The organism is Frederiksenia canicola (assembly GCF_011455495.1).
In the GTDB taxonomy this organism is placed as follows: Bacteria; Pseudomonadota; Gammaproteobacteria; order Enterobacterales; family Pasteurellaceae; genus Frederiksenia; species Frederiksenia canicola.
Window position 1 is genome coordinate 1,088,283 of the sequence record NZ_CP015029.1, and the last position, 19,665, is coordinate 1,107,947.

At 44.4% G+C, this 19,665-nt stretch carries 19 protein-coding genes, 1 tRNA gene, 1 rRNA gene and 1 riboswitch; of the genes, 17 read left to right on the forward strand and 4 right to left on the reverse strand.

Translation table 11 applies throughout. The annotated features are described in order from the left end of the window. Positions 1 to 62: 62 nt before the first annotated feature. From uvrC to A4G17_RS05405, 11 genes are all read left to right on the forward strand, one after another. Complete coding sequence (uvrC, locus tag A4G17_RS05355) at positions 63 to 1,898, forward strand: excinuclease ABC subunit UvrC (protein WP_123957105.1); 1,836 nt, start codon at positions 63 to 65, stop codon at positions 1,896 to 1,898. A gap of 160 nt (positions 1,899 to 2,058) precedes the next feature. Continuing rightward, the gene (gene pnuC, locus A4G17_RS05360) at positions 2,059 to 2,748 is read left to right on the forward strand and encodes a nicotinamide riboside transporter PnuC (protein WP_123957104.1); all 690 of its coding nucleotides are present in this window, start codon (positions 2,059 to 2,061) and stop codon (positions 2,746 to 2,748) included. A gap of 156 nt (positions 2,749 to 2,904) precedes the next feature. Further along, positions 2,905 to 3,615 (forward strand): DnaA regulatory inactivator Hda, encoded by a 711-nt coding sequence (gene hda / locus A4G17_RS05365; RefSeq protein ID WP_123957103.1) that lies wholly within the window; start codon positions 2,905 to 2,907, stop codon positions 3,613 to 3,615. A 1-nt stretch (position 3,616) separates the two neighbouring features. Then, entirely contained in the window at positions 3,617 to 4,255 is a 639-nt protein-coding gene (ccmA, locus tag A4G17_RS05370; protein ID WP_123957102.1) for a cytochrome c biogenesis heme-transporting ATPase CcmA, read from the forward strand. Further along, positions 4,255 to 4,917 (forward strand): heme exporter protein CcmB, encoded by a 663-nt coding sequence (gene ccmB, locus A4G17_RS05375; RefSeq protein ID WP_123957101.1) that lies wholly within the window; start codon positions 4,255 to 4,257, stop codon positions 4,915 to 4,917. The genes ccmA and ccmB overlap by 1 nt, the downstream gene beginning before the upstream one ends. A 108-nt stretch (positions 4,918 to 5,025) precedes the next feature. Further along, positions 5,026 to 5,766, forward strand: a complete 741-nt coding sequence (locus A4G17_RS05380) for a heme ABC transporter permease (protein ID WP_123957100.1) — start codon at positions 5,026 to 5,028, stop codon at positions 5,764 to 5,766. A gap of 9 nt (positions 5,767 to 5,775) precedes the next feature. Next, positions 5,776 to 5,976, forward strand: coding sequence for a heme exporter protein CcmD (gene ccmD, locus A4G17_RS05385; protein ID WP_123957099.1), 201 nt, complete (start codon positions 5,776 to 5,778; stop codon positions 5,974 to 5,976). Positions 5,977 to 6,114: 138 nt separating this feature from the next. After that, entirely contained in the window at positions 6,115 to 7,494 is a 1,380-nt protein-coding gene (locus tag A4G17_RS05390) for a DASS family sodium-coupled anion symporter (RefSeq protein ID WP_236940988.1), read from the forward strand. Positions 7,495 to 7,697: 203 nt separating this feature from the next. Beyond that, entirely contained in the window at positions 7,698 to 8,870 is a 1,173-nt protein-coding gene (locus A4G17_RS05395; RefSeq protein WP_123957098.1) for a phosphoglycerate kinase, read from the forward strand. Between the two features lie 72 nt (positions 8,871 to 8,942). After that, complete coding sequence (fbaA, locus tag A4G17_RS05400) at positions 8,943 to 10,022, forward strand: class II fructose-bisphosphate aldolase (RefSeq protein WP_123957097.1); 1,080 nt, start codon at positions 8,943 to 8,945, stop codon at positions 10,020 to 10,022. An 85-nt stretch (positions 10,023 to 10,107) separates the two neighbouring features. After that, positions 10,108 to 10,911 (forward strand): peptide ABC transporter ATP-binding protein, encoded by an 804-nt coding sequence (locus A4G17_RS05405; protein WP_123957096.1) that lies wholly within the window; start codon positions 10,108 to 10,110, stop codon positions 10,909 to 10,911. Between the two features lie 28 nt (positions 10,912 to 10,939). Here the strand turns inward: A4G17_RS05405 and A4G17_RS05410 are convergent, their stop codons facing one another. Continuing rightward, positions 10,940 to 11,710 carry an NAD(P)H-binding protein gene (locus A4G17_RS05410; protein WP_123957095.1) on the reverse strand — a complete coding sequence of 257 codons (771 nt, stop codon included), beginning with the start codon at positions 11,708 to 11,710 and terminating at the stop codon, positions 10,940 to 10,942. A 140-nt stretch (positions 11,711 to 11,850) separates the two neighbouring features. On the opposite strand from A4G17_RS05410, the gene A4G17_RS05415 reads away from it, so the two are divergent. The 3 genes from A4G17_RS05415 to A4G17_RS05425 all read left to right on the forward strand — a co-directional run bounded on the left by A4G17_RS05415 (position 11,851) and on the right by A4G17_RS05425 (position 14,573). Then, positions 11,851 to 12,489, forward strand: a complete 639-nt coding sequence (locus A4G17_RS05415) for a nitroreductase family protein (RefSeq protein ID WP_123957094.1) — start codon at positions 11,851 to 11,853, stop codon at positions 12,487 to 12,489. Positions 12,490 to 12,543: 54 nt separating this feature from the next. Then, a complete protein-coding gene (gene gorA, locus A4G17_RS05420; RefSeq protein ID WP_123957093.1) occupies positions 12,544 to 13,899 on the forward strand; it encodes a glutathione-disulfide reductase in 1,356 nt (451 codons plus the stop codon). A 68-nt stretch (positions 13,900 to 13,967) separates the two neighbouring features. Further along, positions 13,968 to 14,573 carry a hypothetical protein gene (locus A4G17_RS05425; protein WP_123957092.1) on the forward strand — a complete coding sequence of 202 codons (606 nt, stop codon included), beginning with the start codon at positions 13,968 to 13,970 and terminating at the stop codon, positions 14,571 to 14,573. A 42-nt stretch (positions 14,574 to 14,615) separates the two neighbouring features. On the opposite strand, the gene A4G17_RS05430 is transcribed toward A4G17_RS05425, so the two are convergent. Genes A4G17_RS05430 through queC form a run of 3 tightly spaced genes read right to left on the reverse strand, consistent with a single transcriptional unit; the run spans position 14,616 to position 16,331 of the window. After that, entirely contained in the window at positions 14,616 to 15,257 is a 642-nt protein-coding gene (locus tag A4G17_RS05430; RefSeq protein WP_123957271.1) for a 7-carboxy-7-deazaguanine synthase QueE, read from the reverse strand. After that, complete coding sequence (queD, locus tag A4G17_RS05435; protein WP_123957091.1) at positions 15,257 to 15,679, reverse strand: 6-carboxytetrahydropterin synthase QueD; 423 nt, start codon at positions 15,677 to 15,679, stop codon at positions 15,257 to 15,259. Before queD ends, A4G17_RS05430 begins: the two co-directional genes overlap by 1 nt. Further along, positions 15,672 to 16,331 carry a 7-cyano-7-deazaguanine synthase QueC gene (queC, locus tag A4G17_RS05440; protein ID WP_123957090.1) on the reverse strand — a complete coding sequence of 220 codons (660 nt, stop codon included), beginning with the start codon at positions 16,329 to 16,331 and terminating at the stop codon, positions 15,672 to 15,674. Before queC ends, queD begins: the two co-directional genes overlap by 8 nt. A gap of 3 nt (positions 16,332 to 16,334) precedes the next feature. Beyond that, a riboswitch (PreQ1 riboswitch) is annotated at positions 16,335 to 16,379 on the reverse strand. Between the two features lie 298 nt (positions 16,380 to 16,677). Here queC and A4G17_RS05445 point away from each other — a divergent pair. From A4G17_RS05445 to A4G17_RS05455, 3 genes are all read left to right on the forward strand, one after another. Beyond that, positions 16,678 to 17,478 carry a pirin family protein gene (locus A4G17_RS05445; RefSeq protein WP_236940989.1) on the forward strand — a complete coding sequence of 267 codons (801 nt, stop codon included), beginning with the start codon at positions 16,678 to 16,680 and terminating at the stop codon, positions 17,476 to 17,478. Positions 17,479 to 17,890: 412 nt separating this feature from the next. Then, positions 17,891 to 19,430, forward strand: a 16S ribosomal RNA gene (locus A4G17_RS05450). 125 nt (positions 19,431 to 19,555) lie between these two features. Then, positions 19,556 to 19,631 (forward strand) — tRNA-Glu (locus A4G17_RS05455). Positions 19,632 to 19,665: the final 34 nt, after the last annotated feature.

Below are 19,665 nucleotides of genomic sequence, written 5' to 3' on the forward strand. Positions count from 1 at the left end.
AAAAATGTCAATAAACTGACCGCTTGCAAGCGGTCAGTTTCTGCCAAAATTTTACCAATCCGATGCCTAAATTCGATTCTAAACAATTCCTTGCACAAGTTTCTCACCAATCGGGCGTTTATCGAATGTATGACGATAAAGGTACGATTATCTATGTCGGCAAAGCCAAAGATTTGAAAAAACGGCTGTCGAGCTATTTTCGAGCCAATTTATCTAGCCGCAAAACCGAGGCATTGGTGTCGCAAATTGCTCACATCGAAACTACCATCACCCATTCCGAAACCGAAGCCTTGTTGTTGGAACATAACTACATCAAGGAAAACCAGCCTCGTTATAACGTGTTGTTGCGGGACGATAAATCTTACCCCTATATTTTACTGACCAAGCACCAACATCCCCGCCTTGCGAGTTTTCGTGGTAGCAAAAAAATGGCAGGCGAATATTTTGGGCCTTACCCAAACGCGGGGGCGGTAAGGGAAACCTTGAATTTACTGCAAAAGCTGTTCCCAATTCGCCAGTGTGAAGATTCTTACTACAAAAATCGTTCTCGTCCTTGCTTGCAATATCAAATTGGGCGTTGTCTTGCACCTTGTGTAGAAGGATTGTATTCGCAACAAGAGTACGATCAACAAGTGCAATATGTGCGGCTCTTTTTGCAAGGAAAAGATCAGCAGGTGATTGAGCATTTAATAGCCAAAATGGAAAACGCAGCGGAAAAGCTCGATTTTGAAGCAGCCGCTCGCTTTCGTGATCAAATTCAACAGGTACGAGCTGTGACGGAAAAGCAGTTTGTGTCGAACGAACGTTTGGACGATCTCGACATTATCTCTATCGCCTATCAGCATGGCATTGCCTGTGTGCATATTCTGTTTGTACGGCAAGGCAAAATTTTGGGCAACCGTAGCTATTTCCCGAAAGTACCGAACCATACGGAGCTGGCGGAGCTCAGCGATACGTTTATTGGGCAATTTTACTTGCAGATGAACCAACATCGCACCATTCCCCACCAAATTGTGATCGACCACCCTGTTAGCGAATCGGCGGCGTTGGAAGCGGTGCTCAGTGAACAAGCAGGGCATAAAGTCATGATTCAAGACAAAGTTCGGGGCGAAAAAGGGCGTTATCTTGCCTTAGCGAAAACCAATGCTCAGGCGGCGTTAGCATTACAATTACAGCAAGATTCCCGCATTCACGCTCGCTATCAAGCTTTGCAAGAGTTGCTGGGGTTGGCGGAGATAAAACGAATGGAATGTTTCGACATCAGCCATACGATGGGCGAGCAAACGGTCGCTTCTTGTGTGGTGTTTGATGAAAACGGACCATTGAAATCGGACTATCGCCGCTTCAACATAGAAGGCATTACGGGCGGCGATGATTATGCGGCAATGGAACAAGCCTTGTTGAAACGCTATGATAAACCACTTCCCTCTGAAAAAATTCCCGACATTATTTTCATTGATGGCGGAAAAGGACAGCTCAACCGAGCGTTAGAGACTTTCGCTAATTTAAAAGTGGAGTGGGACAAATCCAAACCACTGTTGATCGGTGTGGCAAAAGGAACGGAACGCAAAGCGGGCTTGGAAACATTGCTCATCAGCAGAGCGGATAACGACATTCATCTTCCGCCCGACAGCTTGGCATTGCACTTAATCCAACATATCCGAGATGAATCTCACAATCACGCCATCCGTGGGCATCGTAAGAAACGCCAAAAAGCCTTCACTGAAAGTGGGTTAGAATCAATCGCAGGCGTCGGAGCCAAACGCCGCCAAGCGTTACTCAAATACCTGGGTGGTATGCAAGGCCTCAAATCAGCTACTCTCGAAGAAATCCAATCCGTCCCGGGTATTTCCAAAGCTTTAGCCGAAGTGATTTTTGATACATTACAGAGTGGGTGAATGACAAATTTGTCTTTTAAAGCATAAAATACAATTGAAGAGTAAAGCAAAAAGGATGACTTTTGTGAACTAACTCACATAAATGGTATTTATATTTGACATTTTTAGTGTGAGGTGCGATAAAATACGCCATTTTGTAATAAATACTTTTGGAGCATTTATGAATTTCAATCAACTTGCGGAACAACTTAAACACGAATTTTTGAGTGGCTGGAAGCCGTTTGAAGTCGCTTGGCTTTTTCTGTTTATCACAGCCCAAGTGGTGACTTACATCTATTATCCCGATTCTGCATTAGCAATGATAGCGGGTATTTCGGGGGTGATTTGTAACGTTTTCGTCAGTAAAGGAAAAATCAGTAACTATTTCTTCGGCTTGATTTTTGCCTATAGCTACTTTTATGTGGCATGGGGGGCAAACTATTTAGGCGAGATGAATACCACCCTTTACGTTTACATTCCTGCTCAATTTATCGGCTATTTCTTGTGGAAACAGAATATGCAACATGCAGAAGGTTCTGATGCGGTGATTGCTAAAGCGTTGAGCGTTAAAGGTTGGGCAATTGTGCTGGCGTTAATGAGTGTGGGAACTTTGTTGTTCGTGCAAGCGTTAAATGCGGCGGGTGGTAGCTCAACGGGGTTGGACGGTTTAACCACGATCATCGTGGTCACTGCACAAGCCTTAATGCTATTACGTTATCGTGAGCAGTGGTTGCTATGGATTGTGCTGAACATTCTTTCTATCATTCTTTGGGCAGACAACCCGTCAATGTATATTATGTATACCGCCTATTTGCTCAACTCCATTTATGGCTACTATAACTGGACGAAATTGCAGAAAGCCGCAGCTTAATTTTACTTTGGATTACAAGCGGTTAGATTCATTGGAAAAGTTGCAAAAAATTACGTGGATCTGACCGCTTGTTCGGTTGAGAGTTTGTGCTGGATCTTCTCAACTCTTCCTTTTTCCGTTATTCTTACTGCAATTTTTTTCAGTGACCAATCAGCCTTGCAACTACCTTTACCCATTCATCAAATTGATGATGAAACCTTTGAGAATTTCTACACCGAAAACAGCCAACTGCTGTTAAATTCGCTTACCCAAAATTTTTCCGATGTCCGCCAGCCATTTTTTTACATCTGGGGCGGGAAAAGTTGTGGCAAAAGCCACTTGCTCAAAGCGGTAAATAATCACTATTTGCTCAATGAGCGTTCTGCAAGCTACATTCCTTTAACCAAATCAAATTATTTCTCCCCCAATGTGTTGGATAATGCCGATCAGCTTGATGTGATTTGCTTGGATGATATACAAACTATTGTTGGGAACGAAGAGTGGGAATTGGCGATTTTTGATTTGTTTAACCAAATTCGTGAACAGCAAGGTTTGTTCAGCCAAGGCAAAAAGACATTATTGTTGGTCACTGCCGATCGTCCGCCAAACCAATTAGCGATCGACTTGGCTGACCTGCGATCTCGGCTAACTTGGGGTGAGGTGTATAAATTAGACGATCTGAATGACGATCAAAAACGCGATATTTTGCAGCAAAATGCTCATCGTAAAGGTTTGGAATTATCCGATGACGTGGTTAATTTCCTGCTCAAGCGAGTCGATCGGGATTTACATTTACTCTTGGCAAAATTGGAATTATTAGATCGGGCATCATTGCAAGCGCAACGTAAATTAACCATTCCGTTCGTGAAAGAGATTTTAGGACTGTAAAATGAATGAAAACAACCAGTTAGTGCTAGAGAATGTTGCGTGCGAGCGGGGCGAAACTCGGCTGTTTGAAGGCTGCACTTTGATCATTAAAAGCGGCCAATGGTGGCAGATTGAAGGGCATAATGGCATAGGCAAAACCAGTTTACTACGCATTTTGGCGGGGTTGGCAGTCGCTGCGGAAGGACAAGTGCTATGGAATGGCATACCGATCCAAAAACAGCGAGACGAGTATTATGCAGATCTATTTTATTTAGGGCATTATGCGGGGATCAAACCTGAGCTGACCGCATGGGAAAACTTGCGATTTTTCCAAAAAATCCATCATTTGCCATTAAACGATGAAGACCTGTGGAATGCCTTGGATAAGGTGTCGCTGATTGGGCGGGAAGATTTGCCTTGCTCGCATTTATCTGCAGGGCAGCAGCGGCGAGTGGCGTTAGCAAAATTGTGGTTAACCCAAGCAACGTTATGGATTTTAGACGAACCTTTCACGGCAATTGATAAAAAAGGCGTGGCAGAATTGATTGCTCATATTGAACAACATTGCGAGCAGGGTGGCATGGCGATTTTCACTAGCCACCAAACGGCAGAAAGCGATAAAGTACAACTATTTTCGCTCGATCCTTTTAAGGTAACTTAATGATTTTATTGACGATTATTCAACGAGAACTGACCATTGCGTTACGCAAGCCAGCAGAAATTTTAAATCCGCTGTGGTTTTTTCTGATTATTATCACGATGTTTCCCCTGCTAATGGGCCCAAACCCCGAATTGCTTGGTAAAATCGCCTCGGGAACCGCATGGGTGGCGGCGGTGTTGTCGGCTTTGCTTTCGTTTGAACGACTATTTCGGGACGATTATTTAGATGGCTCACTTGAGCAATTAGTGCTACTGCCAACGGGCTTAGCTCAAGTAGCACTCGCAAAAGTGATCGCTCACTGGCTGCTAACGGGCTTGCCACTGATTTTGCTTTCGCCGATTACGGCGGTATTGCTTTCCCTTGAAATCAACGTATGGTGGGCGTTAGTGCTAACGCTGTTACTTGGCACGCCGATTTTGAGTTGTTTAGGGGCAATTGGCGTGGCATTAACCGTTGGGCTACGTAAAGGTGGCACGCTATTGAGCCTATTGATTTTACCGCTCTTTTTGCCCGTGCTGATTTTTGCGGCTTCAGTATTAGAGGCGGCCACTTTAAACCTCGGCTACACAGGACAATTGGCGATTTTAGGTGCCATGCTTGTGCTATGCCTAACCTTCGCCCCTTATGCCATTGCAGGAGCATTAAGAGTAAGTTTGCAGTAATCGGAGTTGTGGCAGGGGCTGATCTATATGTCAGCCCGAACAAGCGGTCAGATCAGCAAAATTTTTTGCAAATTCAATTTTTTATAACTTATTCATTTGGAGCATTTTATGTGGAAATGGTTACATCCTTATGCAAAATCGGAAACCCAATACCGTTTGTTGGGGAAAATTCAACCATGGTTGGCGGTGCTGACCTTTTTAACATTGTCAGTCGCATTTGTATGGGGCCTAGCGTTTGCCCCAAAGGATTATCAACAGGGCGATAGCTACCGGATTATTTTTATCCACGTTCCTGCGGCAATTTGGTCGATGGGCGTGTATGGCTCAATGGCGGTGGCAGCATTGGTCGCATTGGTGTGGCAAATTCGTCAGGCCAGCCTTGCGATGATCTCAATGGCACCCATCGGGGCGGTGCTTGCCTTTCTTTCGCTGGTAACGGGAGCCATTTGGGGCAAGCCAATGTGGGGAACGTGGTGGGTGTGGGATGCCCGCTTAACTTCCGCTCTTGTACTTTTTTTCTTATATCTCGGTGTGATGGCACTCTATTCTGCGTTCCAAGATCGTAATGTTGGGGCAAAAGCCGCAGGCATTTTATCTATCGTGGGCGTAATCAACTTACCGATTATTCACTTTTCGGTTGAGTGGTGGAACACCTTGCACCAAGGGGCGACGATTACCAAATTCGACAAACCATCAATGGCGGTGGAAATGCTCATTCCGTTGTTGTTGTCGATCTTTGGCACGATGTTATTCATGATTTGGCTCAGCGTACTACGCTATCGTGCGGCATTATTACACGACGAACGTAAACGACCTTGGGTGCGTGAGTTGGCGAAACAAGCAAAGTAGGAGAGCAAAATGACCTTTCAATTTGAATCAATCAGCGATTTTTTCGCAATGGGCGGCTACGGTTTTTTCGTTTGGCTTTCTTACGGTATCACTTTTTTAGTCTGTGGCATTTTGATCTGGCAAAGTAAGCGAGAAATCCGCCAAACGTTGAACTTGGCTAGCAAAGAACTTGCCCGAGAGTCTCAGGTTAAAAAATCGCAATCTCAATAGTAGATAAGATCTAGATCAAACTTTACTGAAGTTTTTACGGAAAATTTGTGAGCTTTCTCACACTTCTATCGTTTTCCCGTTTTTGCTAAACGGGTTTTTGTTATATTGCAATGGATGACACAAAGGTTGGGAGGCACTATGGAAAACCAAACTGATAACAAAACGATGAGAAATGGCATTATTTTATTGCTAGATGCTATTTTATTCTTCGCCTTATTGGCATATCTACCTTATGAGCCTCAAGCAAATAAAGGCTTGGCGTTATTGGCTTTTGTTGCGGTGCTTTGGCTAACCGAAGCCCTACATGTGACAATTACCGCATTGCTTGTCCCGATTTTGGCGATTGGGTTAGGCTTAGTCACTTCTAAAGAGGCCTTAGCCACTTTTGCTGATCCAACCATTTTCCTCTTCTTCGGAGGCTTTGCATTAGCCGCAGCATTACATATTCAGCAGCTTGACCGAATGATCGCCAACAACATCATGACCCTTGCTCGTGGCAAACTTTCCCTTGCGGTACTTTATTTGTTTGGTGTTACTGCATTTCTTTCAATGTGGATTAGTAATACCGCAACGGCAGCGATGATGTTACCGCTTGCCATGGGCGTACTTAGCAAACTTGACAAAGAACGTGAACACAATACTTATGTTTTCGTTTTGTTGGGGATTGCCTACAGTGCAAGTATCGGGGGAATGGGGACTCTTGTTGGTAGTCCACCTAATAACATCGTGGCATCAAACCTTAACTTAACCTTTGCGGATTGGTTAGGCTACGGCTTGCCAGTGATGATTTTATTATTACCATTGATGGTTGGTGTGCTTTATGTGGTGTTTAAACCGAATTTAAATCGCCATTTCGATTTTGATTTTGAAAAAATTGAGATGACCAAAAGCCGTATTACCACACTAGTGATCTTTGTGGTGATTGCTCTGTGCTGGATTTTCAGCAAATACATCAACCCGGCATTATCAGGCTTACTTGGCATTAAAAATATCGCTAGCTTCGACAGTATCGTGGCATTAACTGCGGCCGTCTTGCTTTGTGCTACTCGCGTGGTGAGCTGGGATCAAATCCAAAAAAATACCGAATGGGGCGTGTTAATGCTCTTCGGTGGCGGCTTAACCCTAAGTGCAGTACTTGGTAAAACAGGAGCAAGCAAAGTGATGGCTGATGGTATCGTCTTTATGATCCAAGGCGGACATTTCTATCTCATCGGCTTAATTGTTGCCGCATTTATTATTTTCCTCACGGAATTTACCTCAAATACCGCAAGTGCCGCATTACTTGTGCCGATTTTCATCTCAATCGCCCAAGCCTTGAATGCCCCACCTGTTGGATTAGCGTTAATCGTCGGCTTAGGGGCTTCTTGTGCCTTTATGTTGCCAGTTGCCACCCCACCAAATGCCATTGTGTTTGGTACAGGGCAAGTGAAACAGAGCGAAATGGTGAAAGCAGGTATTTGGCTCAATTTACTCTGTGTCTTTGTGATTGCAACCTTTGGCTATTTGTTCTGGTTATAATTTGCAAAATGTTGAGCAGAAGTGACCGCTTGTTGTGACAACAAGCGGTCATTTTCTTAGCGAAAATTGCCAATGTAGAATTATTTCATTTTATGAAGAAAGTCGGTGAAATTTCACAATAATTTGATCTACATTCGCCCAATTTAAATGGAAACTGTTATAATCCGTTCGTTTTTATTTTGAATGTCAAAGAGGAACTAACTATGTCCGTAAAAAAAATGGCAGACCTTGACCTTGCAGGTAAACGTCTTTTCATTCGTGCTGATCTCAACGTGCCAGTGAAAGATGGCAAAGTCACATCCGATGCACGTATTCGTGCCACTATCCCAACGTTAAAATTAGCGTTGCAAAAAGGGGCAAAAGTGATGGTGACTTCGCACTTAGGTCGTCCAACGGAAGGGGTGTTTGAAGAAGCAAACTCATTGCAACCGGTGGTGGACTACTTAAACGAAGCATTAGATGTGCCAGTCCGTTTAGTGCGTGACTACCTAGACGGCGTTGAAGTGAACGAAAATGAAATCGTGGTGCTTGAAAACGTGCGTATCAACAAAGGTGAGAAGAAAAACGATCCTGAACTTGCAAAAAAATATGCGGCACTTTGCGATGTCTTTGTGATGGATGCTTTCGGTACGGCTCACCGTGCGGAAGGTTCAACTTACGGTGTAGCTCAATTTGCACCAGTTGCTTGTGCTGGTCCATTATTAGCGGCTGAGTTAGATGCTCTTGGCAAAGCCTTAAAAGAGCCACAACGCCCAATGTTGGCGATTGTTGGTGGTTCTAAAGTGTCGACTAAACTCACGGTTTTAGATTCGCTTTCAAAAATCGCTGACCAATTAATTGTAGGCGGTGGTATCGCCAATACCTTCATTGCCGCAGAAGGGCACAATGTGGGTAATTCTTTATACGAAGCGGATTTAATTCCTGAAGCACAACGTTTATCAAAAGCAACGAATATTCCAGTGCCTGTTGATGTACGTGTAGGCACAGAATTCTCTGAAGTAGCAGCGGCAACTGAAAAATCAGTAAGCGAAGTGAAAGACGGTGAATCCATCTTCGATATCGGTGATAAATCAGCCGAAGAATTAGCTAATATCATCAAATCAGCGAAAACGATTCTTTGGAATGGTCCAGTTGGTGTATTTGAATTCCCTAACTTCCGTAAAGGAACAGAAGTGGTTTCAAATGCGATTGCAGAAGCAACAGCAAACGGTGCATTCTCAATTGCCGGTGGTGGTGATACATTAGCAGCTATCGATCTATTCGGCATTGCAGATAAAATTTCATATATCTCAACCGGTGGCGGTGCGTTCTTAGAGTTCGTGGAAGGTAAAGTATTACCAGCCGTTGAAATTCTTGAAAAACGTGCGAATGATTAATGAATAAATTCTTCTCCGCAAGTAGGGCAGAATTATAGAATCAAAGAATTAAAAACAAAAAGGAATCCTAACATGGCTAAATTATTAGATATTGTAAAACCAGGTGTTGTTACTGGTGATGATGTACAAAAAGTGTTTGCGTTTGCAAAAGAACACAACTTCGCAATCCCAGCAGTAAACTGTGTAGGTACAGACTCTGTAAATGCCGTATTAGAAACGGCAGCACGTGTTAAAGCGCCAGTTATCGTGCAATTCTCAAACGGTGGTGCACAATTCTATGCAGGTAAAGGCATCAAACCTGCAAGCGGTGCTCGTCCAGATGTTTTAGGTGCAGTAGCGGGTGCGAAACACGTTCACGAATTAGCAAAAGAGTACGGTGTGCCAGTGATTCTTCACACTGACCACGCTGCGAAAAACTTACTCCCTTGGATCGACGGTATGTTAGATGCAGGTGAAAAATTCTTCGCAGAAACAGGAAAACCATTATTCTCTTCACACATGATTGACCTTTCTGAAGAGCCAATCGAAGAAAATATGGAAATCTGTAAAAAATACCTTGAGCGTATGAATAAAATGGGGATGACCCTTGAGATCGAAATTGGTATCACTGGTGGTGAAGAAGATGGCGTAGATAACAGCGATGTTGATGAGTCACGTTTATACACTCAACCAGAAGATGTATTATTCGTTTACGATTCATTAAACCCAGTTAGCCCACGTTTCACTGTTGCAGCAGCATTCGGTAACGTACATGGCGTTTATAAACCAGGTAACGTGAAATTAAAACCATCAATTTTAGGTGCATCACAAGAGTTCGTCTCTAAAGAACGTGGTTTACCAGCGAAATCAATTGACTTCGTATTCCATGGTGGTTCAGGTTCAAGTCGTGAAGAAATCCGCGAAGCAATCAGCTACGGTGCAATCAAAATGAACATCGACACCGATACACAATGGGCATCTTGGGACGGTATTTTACAGTTCTACAAAGCGAACCACGAATACTTACAAGGTCAATTAGGTAACCCAACTGGCCCTGATGCACCAAACAAAAAATACTACGATCCACGTGTTTGGTTACGCAAAATGGAAGAGTCGATGTCTAAACGCTTAGAGCAATCTTTTGAAGACTTGAACTGCGTAAACGTACTCTAATTTGCAAAACTTTCTTTAAAACTAACCGCTTGTTACAATGCAAGCGGTTTTTCTTTTGGTTTTTAGGCAAAAAAAGGCGAAAGTTATGTTACTTCTGGATGTACAAAATATCAGTAAGCGTTTTACCGACCGAGTCGGCTTGTTTCGCAAGCAGGATTTCTATGCGGTGAAAAATGTGTCGTTTCAGCTTGAACAACAACAAACCTTAGCGATTATTGGGGCGAATGGAGCGGGAAAATCGACCTTAGCCAAAATGCTAGTTGGCATTACGGAACTCACCTCGGGTAAAATATTCTTAAAAAATCAAGAACTTCATTACGGTGATTATGCCTTTCGAGCCAAAAAAATCCGAATGGTGTTTCAAGATCCGAACGATGCTTTCGACCCGAACTACAACATCGGGCAAATTCTTGATTCGCCACTCAAACTAGCCACAACGCTTTCCGAAGAAAACCGCAACGAACGAATTTTCAAAACGCTCAAACTCGTTGGAATGTATCCCGAACACGCCCTTATTCCCATTAGCGAAGCGTCAAGCAGCCAAAAACACCGAGTAGCACTCGCTCGAGCTTTGATTTTAAATCCCGAAATTGTCATTTTTGATGACAGCTTAAGTGCCTTGGATTTCTCGCTGCAAAGCCAACTGACCAATTTAATGCTCAGTTTACAAGAACGCCTCGGACTTTCGTATATTTATGTCGGGCAGAATTTAGGTTTAATTAAGCATATCGCTGATAAACTTATGGTGATGGATCAAGGCGAAGTCGTTGAATACGGCATGACTAAAGCACTACTGCTCAATCCACAAAACCCCATCACCGTCCGCCTTATTGAAAGCCATTTTGGCAAACGGCTCACGGAAGACGCATGGGCAAATTCGTTTATGTAGCGGCGAGCCTATAATTTTTCTTGATTATTCAAAATAAGAATGGATCGGGGTAACAGTACTCAAATCCCAACTCCCGACAAATTTTCTCTCCTGAAATAATCCGCACAAGCGGTTGGTTTTCGGGGGAAAAATGCAAATCGGGTAAGCCGAATTTTTTTGCCATCGCACCATAATAATCCTGTCGAGTCGGGTGCTGTGGGGCGACTAAATGGAACAGCCGTTGCCCGTTTGGCATAGAGAGCAGTAATTCAATCGCTCTAATGCAATCTTGTTGATGTACTAAATTCACGGGCTGACCCGCACCGCTGAGATTCTGTTTGCCTGCTAAATAGTGAACAGGGTGGCGGTTTTTGCCAATCAAACCGCCTAGCCGCAGAATATCACAGGCGATAGATTGCTGTTGTAACCACGATTCCAGTTGTGCGGTTGGGTTGCGGAGATCCGTTGCAACATTTTCGTCAAACGTCCCCGCTTGTAACGGCAAAACGCCCGTGGTGCTGATAAAAATGAGCTGTTTCACCTGTTGCGAAATGGCTTGCTGAACCAATCGCTTGATCCCATCCAAATAGTTTTCTGCTGAGATTTTGCTCGGTGGAATGTTGATCACCACGGCATTCACATTCAGTAATGGCTGTAAACTTTCTGAAGAAAACTCTGATAAATCAAAGGGATAAATTTCAATTTTAGGGTGGTGAGTTACTTGGCGTTTACTGCCTTTCACTTGCCATCCCTTTTTAAGTAATCGTTCCGCCAATGGCATTCCCAGCCAGCCCAGACCAATAATGGCAATAGACTTCATATGTTCTTCCTGTGCAAAATTTTCGCTAGAATAGCCGAGCCTTTTGACCTATTTCAACTTTCTCGTGAAAATTTTTTACTTTCCCTACGGCAAAAAACGTACACTACGTCTTCAAAAATGGTTGAGAAAAGGAGACCCTAATGCAACTTTTAGAGGCGATTAAACAGCGTAAAACCATCAAATTGTTTAACGATAACGCCAAAATTTCCCGTGAAGAGTTGAGCGAGATGCTTGAATTGGCACAGTTGGCACCGTCCAAAGCCAATTTGCAACCTTGGCGTTTTGTGGTGATTGATGAGCCTGAACAAAAACAGAAATTGCTTGATGTTGTTGCATTCAATGCTCCGCCTTGCGAAAGTGCGGCTGCGGTGGTGATTGTGTTGGCGGATCTGCAATATCAAAAATTACTCGGCGACATTCTCGATCATTCTGTAGCAAGCGGTTGTTTACACGCCAATTTTCGCGATCGCAGCTACGATTTTCTTCTCAACACCCACAATGCACTTAGCGAGCAAGAAATTCGTGATCAAGCCTTAATTGACACCAGCCTTGCGGCGATGCAGTTGATGTTGATTGCCAAAGAAAAAGGCTACGACAGCCATGCCATTGGCATTTTCGATCGTGAACAGGTGATGAATCGCTTTGAGATTGATGCCGACCGCTACCTTCCCGTGATGCTACTCGCCATCGGTAAAGCTGCTGTTCCTGCGATTCCCAGTGCTAGACTGCCGATTACACATACAGTTGCTTGGAATAGTGGCAAGACATTGAACAAGTAATTTTTGCAAAAAAATGCTAGAATCTGACCGCTTGTATTTGAAAAGGAACAAAAAATGACAAAACATTATGATTATATTGCGATTGGTGGCGGTAGTGGTGGAATTGCATCGGTCAATCGTGCGGCGAGTTATGGCAAAAAATGTGCAATTATCGAAGCGAAATTGCTCGGCGGTACTTGCGTGAATGTGGGCTGCGTGCCGAAAAAAGTGATGTGGTACGGGGCTCAAGTGGCAGAAGCGATTAACTATTATGCCGCTGATTATGGCTTTGAACTCGATTGCAAGCGGTTCGATTTTGCCAAACTTGTGCAAAATCGCCAAGCCTATATTTCTCGTATTCACACCTCTTATAACAATGTGTTGGCAAAAAATAATGTTGATGTGATTCAAGGCTTTGCCAAGTTTGTGAATAAAAATACTCTTGAGGTGAATGGTGAGCAGATCACCGCTGACCATATTTTAATCGCAACGGGCGGGCGTCCAAGTCGTCCAGCGATCAAAGGGGCGGAATATGGTATTGATTCTGATGGCGTATTTGCCTTAACCGAATTACCAAAACGTATTGCGATTGTGGGGGCAGGTTACATTGCGGTCGAATTGGCGGGAGTGATGAATGCCTTTGGTGTTGAGACGCATCTGTTTGTTCGCCAGCATGCACCATTGCGTAATTTTGATCCGCTGATTGTCGATACGTTGCTGGAAGTGATGGCACAAGACGGCATTCAATTGCATACACACAGCGTGCCGAGCGAGGTGGTGAAAAATGTTGACGGTTCGCTAACGTTACAGCTTGAAAATGGCGAGAGCCAAACCGTTGATGCGTTGGTGTGGGCAATTGGGCGTGAGCCAGCAACTGATGCGATCAACTTACAAGCGGCGGGCGTGGAAACCAATGCACGCGGCTTTGTGAAAGTGGATAAATTCCAAAATACGAATGTGGACGGCATTTATGCGGTCGGTGATATCATCGAAGGCGGCATTGAACTGACGCCTGTTGCTGTTGCCGCAGGTCGCCGTTTATCTGAGCGTCTGTTCAACAATAAACCGAACGAGCATTTGGACTACAACCTTGTGCCGACCGTGGTGTTTAGCCATCCACCGATTGGAACGATTGGATTGAGCGAACCAAAAGCGATTGAGCAATTTGGGGCAGAGCAGGTGAAAGTGTATACTTCATCGTTCACGCCGATGTATAGTGCGATCACTCAGCACCGCCAGCCTTGCCGTATGAAATTGGTTTGTGTTGGTGAAGAACAAAAGATCGTTGGTTTGCACGGTATTGGTTTTGGCGTGGATGAAATGATCCAAGGCTTTGCTGTGGCGATCAAAATGGGGGCAACCAAAGCGGATTTCGACAACACGGTGGCGATCCACCCAACGGGCTCTGAAGAGTTTGTTACAATGCGTTAATGGTTTAGTCCGTGAATGGTCTGAATAAGTAGGCTATTCACGGATGTTGTTAAATGAGGATTATCGAAATGAATAAATGGTGGACAGTATTAGGTTTTACATTGCTTCTTGCGGGGTGTTTTGATCAACCTAAATCAGAAGCAGAGGTAAAAAACCGTACGGAAACAAAAGCGACTGAAACGGCAGAAAATAGGGTTTATTCAATGAAAGAGACAACAAAAGCAGCAGAGACAGAAATGCCAAAATCTGAAATGAAATCGGCTGAAGGGGCTGAAGCGAATGTGGCAAAAATGCCAGAAAAAAGCGGCATGTCGTCTGAGAGAACAGAGGATGAAAAATCCAAACAGTCTGATGCCATAGTCTCGAATGACACGGAAAAAACCGCAACGGCAGCGACAGCAGGAAATACGTTAGCGGCAACAAAAAAAGACAATGTCGTGAAAAAATCAGCAGCCAAAGCGAAAACCAAAACGAAAGCAACCAATTCAACCAAAGCAGAAGAATATGATGAAAATGGATTATCACCAGAAGAACAACGTGTTGGTGCTCAACAAACGAATCAACTCAGTGAGTCAGAGATTAAGGCATTAAAATACAAATGCCGTTACCCGCTGATGACGGAACAAGAACGTGTTGAATATCATTGTGAAGTGAAAAAGGTCACGATTCGATAAGCCTTTTAAGAAACCAAGCGGTCAGTTCCGCTTGGTTTTTTACTACTCAATGCCCGCCATCTTATGCGTTTGGATACTCAACTGCCAGCGGGGTTTGTGCGAGCGTTGATTGAGTTTGCCGAGCTGGGCGATGGTTTCAAGCATATTCATCACACCATCTGTTTCACAAGGGGAGAGATAGTAACGCTCGGCGGGAATGGTGTTTTCGATCTGCTCACAAAATTCAAGCATATCGCCATCGACCACGATCCGCACTTCATGAGCAAACGGAATATGGTGCTTCAGATAGTTTTTCTGGTAGATCCGCTTCGGACTGGTGGCGATATAGTCGATCTGTTTTGGTACAGGCTTCAAGCCATTCGTTTCCACTGCAATAAAGTAGCCTTCCGCTTTTAGCACATCAAGCAATCGCTCTAAGTTTGGCTGAATAGTTGGCTCGCCCCCCGTGATGATGATATTTTTCGCCGAAAAACCCCTAACCACCGCCATAATTTCCGCCAGCGTTTTGGTGGTATATTGATTGTAGTTGGTATCACACCACGGGCACGCCAAATTGCATTTTCCAAAACGGATAAAAATACTCGGCATACCGGTATTAAATCCTTCGCCCTGTAGGGTTTCGAAGATTTCCACAATGCGATATTCGGTATTTGCAAAACGTTGAGAGAAACTGACCGCTTGCATCATCGGCTGTACTCGCAATAAGAGGTTGGTGTTTCCCACAAGCGAATCAGGCTGACAGGCAAGCCGACATCGCACAACGTATCGAAGATATATTTTGCCATCTGCTCGGCGGTCGTACGGGTAGGAATGGCGAAGGTTTTAGAATTGAGCGAGTTGAGCAAGTTTGCCACTTGGCATTCACGCTCGCTAGTGCTGTCGTAAATAAAAGCGTGATCCATCTTATCAAGAATGTGCGTTTTGACGATCGCTTTAAGATCGCTGTAATCCATTACCATTCCGCTTTTCGCCCCGCTGGTACGCAGTTCACCCCCAATTTCGACTTGTAAGGTGTAAGTATGCCCGTGCAAGTTTTGGCATTTACCATCGTGTCCGTCCAACATATGTGCCATATCAAAGCTAAATTCTTTGGCGATTTTAAACATTTTCACGCTCCGCCAAGTATTCGTTCAGCCCTTTTTCTCGTAGCACACAACTTGGACAGCGATGGCAGCCACCTTCTACGCCTAAATAACAGGTGTGCGTATGTTGGCGGATGTAGTCAAATGCCCCTAAATCGTCCGCTAATTTCCATGTCTCTTTTTTGGTGAGATACATCAAGGGGGTGCGGATATTGAAATTGTAATCCATCGCCAAATTGAGCGTCACATTCATTGATTTCACGAACACATCACGGCAGTCAGGGTAGCCGCTGAAATCTGTTTCGCACACGCCAGTAAAAATCGTTTGAATGCCTTGGCTTTTGCTGTAAATCGCGGTGTAGAGCAGAAACAAAGCGTTGCGACCGTCCACGAAAGTATTTGGTGTGCTACCGTTTTGCTCGATTTCGGCTTGAGCATCCATTAACGCATTGGTGGTAATGGCTTTAATCACAGAAGTGTCGATAAGCGTTTGTTTTACGCCGAGATCGTCGGCAATCCATTTCGCTTTATCTAATTCAATGGCGTGGCGTTGCCCATATTGAAAGGTAACGACTTCCACATTTTCCCGTCCAAATTCTTGAATAGCGAGAAAAAGACAAGTCGTTGAGTCTTGCCCGCCTGAAAAAATTACGGCGGCTTTTGCTTGATTTGTCATTGATTTTCCTTAGTTTTTTTGCGTGGGAGGTTTTCGAACCACGATGAAATGAAAAACAAGCGGTCAGATTCTGCAAAAGTTTTGCGAAATCTAACCGCTTGCGGTCGCGTATTATAGTGGCAGGTCGCTATTTTGCGAACTGTTTTATTATTATTTTATTTCAGGAAATAGTTGTTTGAATATTTTGCTGTTTGTTTATTTATATAAAAGACTATAATGCTCGACATCAAGCAACGAGCTTGCAAGGTTCAACAAATTGACTAATGAAAATAAAATGAAAAAAGTCGCAAATGTACACTATGCTCCACAAAAACACTGGGTAGGTAACGGTTTCCACGTTTAATCAATGTTTACCTATAACGACACCGATAAAAATCTCGACCCGTTTTTAATGATGGACTACAACCCACCACGCCATTTTGATGGTGGACGGAAATCCGATTTTCGTGGTGTAGGTGAACATCCACATCGTGGTTTTGAAACGGTAACTATCGCTTATCAAGGGGAAGTCGCACATGCGGACTCATACGGCGGTGGCGGTATTATAGGTACAGGTGATGTGCAATGGATGACCGCAGGTTCAGGCATTATGCACGAAGAGTTCCATTCTGAAAAATTCTCCAAAGAAGGCGGAATGTTTGAGATGGTACAACTTTGGGTAAATTTACCGAAAGCCCATAAAATGACCACACCAAAATACCAAGCGATTAAATCCGCTGAAATTCCAGTGGTCTCCCTTGATGATAACGCAGGCACAGCTCGGATTATTGCAGGCGAGCTTGCTAGTACTTCAGGTGCAGCAAGTACATTCAGCCCAATCAATATGTGGGATGTGGTGTTAAATGCAGGCAAAAACCATACTTTCGCCGTACCAGAAAGCCACAACTTAATTGTGTTAGTTTTAGATGGAACAGTGCAATTTAATGGTGAAGAGATTGCTCGTCGTGGCGAACTCATTACCTTTGAGCGTGGCGGTGCAGATGTCCAAATCGAAGCCAACAACGAAGCGAAGCTCCTTATTTTAATGGACGAACCGTTAAATGAACCAATCGTTGGCTACGGTCCATTTGTCATGAACACCGAAGCAGAAATCGATCAAGCGATGCGTGATGTGCAAAGCGGTAAATTTGGACAAATTGCTCACTAATCGCTTCTACATGAGCTATACAAGCGGTCGGATTTTAAGAACGTTTTGCAAATCGCAAAAAAATTCAAAAACTGACCGCTTTTTGCTTTTAAAAAAAGCAACTGGGATCTTTTTTCACCAAAAGATCGTTTTTTTTAATTTTTTTAAATTTTTTACTTGCATTGGTTTCGGATTTCTCTATAATGCGCACCACACAACGACGCACTGTTGTGAACGGATTAGGTTATTACGGTGCGTCGTTGTTTTTTGCTCTTTAATAATGAATCAGACAATCTGTGTGGGCACTTGTTGATGTGATTTTGAAGTGAAATATTATTTAATTTTGAAGTCTTAATAAGTGCTTAACTTGAAATTCATAATGAATATTATTGATTTTTTTATAGTCAGTATTTATTGAGCGATTAAACTTTTTGAATTGAAGAGTTTGATCATGGCTCAGATTGAACGCTGGCGGCAGGCTTAACACATGCAAGTCGAACGGTAGCAGGAGAAAGCTTGCTTTCTTGCTGACGAGTGGCGGACGGGTGAGTAATGCTTGGGAATCTGGCTTATGGAGGGGGATAACTACGGGAAACTGTAGCTAATACCGCGTAATATCGAGAGATTAAAGACTGGGACCTACGGGCCAGTTGCCATAAGATGAGCCCAAGTGGGATTAGGTAGTTGGTGGGGTAAAGGCCTACCAAGCCCGCGATCTCTAGCTGGTCTGAGAGGATGACCAGCCACACTGGAACTGAGACACGGTCCAGACTCCTACGGGAGGCAGCAGTGGGGAATATTGCACAATGGGGGGAACCCTGATGCAGCCATGCCGCGTGAATGAAGAAGGCCTTCGGGTTGTAAAGTTCTTTCGGTGGTGAGGAAGGTATCAACTTTAATAGAGTTGGTAATTGACGTTATCCACAGAAGAAGCACCGGCTAACTCCGTGCCAGCAGCCGCGGTAATACGGAGGGTGCGAGCGTTAATCGGAATGACTGGGCGTAAAGGGCACGCAGGCGGATTGTTAAGTGAGATGTGAAAGCCCCGGGCTTAACCTGGGAATTGCATTTCAGACTGGCAATCTAGAGTATTTTAGGGAGGGGTAGAATTCCACGTGTAGCGGTGAAATGCGTAGAGATGTGGAGGAATACCGAAGGCGAAGGCAGCCCCTTGGGAATATACTGACGCTCATGTGCGAAAGCGTGGGGAGCAAACAGGATTAGATACCCTGGTAGTCCACGCTGTAAACGATGTCGATTTGGGGATTGGGGTTTAACTCTGGTGCCCGAAGCTAACGTGATAAATCGACCGCCTGGGGAGTACGGCCGCAAGGTTAAAACTCAAATGAATTGACGGGGGCCCGCACAAGCGGTGGAGCATGTGGTTTAATTCGATGCAACGCGAAGAACCTTACCTACTCTTGACATCCATGGAAGTTCGCAGAGATGTGAATGTGCCTTCGGGAACCATGAGACAGGTGCTGCATGGCTGTCGTCAGCTCGTGTTGTGAAATGTTGGGTTAAGTCCCGCAACGAGCGCAACCCTTATCCTTTGTTGCCAGCGATTAGGTCGGGAACTCAAAGGAGACTGCCAGTGATAAACTGGAGGAAGGTGGGGATGACGTCAAGTCATCATGGCCCTTACGAGTAGGGCTACACACGTGCTACAATGGTGCATACAGAGGGAAGCAAAATGGCGACATGGAGCAAATCTCACAAAGTGCATCTAAGTCCGGATTGGAGTCTGCAACTCGACTCCATGAAGTCGGAATCGCTAGTAATCGCAAATCAGAATGTTGCGGTGAATACGTTCCCGGGCCTTGTACACACCGCCCGTCACACCATGGGAGTGGGTTGTACCAGAAGTAGATAGCTTAACCGCAAGGGGGGCGTTTACCACGGTATGATTCATGACTGGGGTGAAGTCGTAACAAGGTAACCGTAGGGGAACCTGCGGTTGGATCACCTCCTTACCGAAGTAGAAATGACACAATAAGCGCTCACACAGATTGTTTGATAGAAAGTTGAAACATAGGCAAGACAAGCGGCCAGTTCCGCGAAATGTTTTGCAAATGGCAGGAAAGCATCTTTAAATGCTGTCCCCATCGTCTAGAGGCCTAGGACATCGCCCTTTCACGGCGGTAACCGGGGTTCGAATCCCCGTGGGGACGCCATTTAAAGATGTTTTTTGTCGGAAGACAAAGTGAA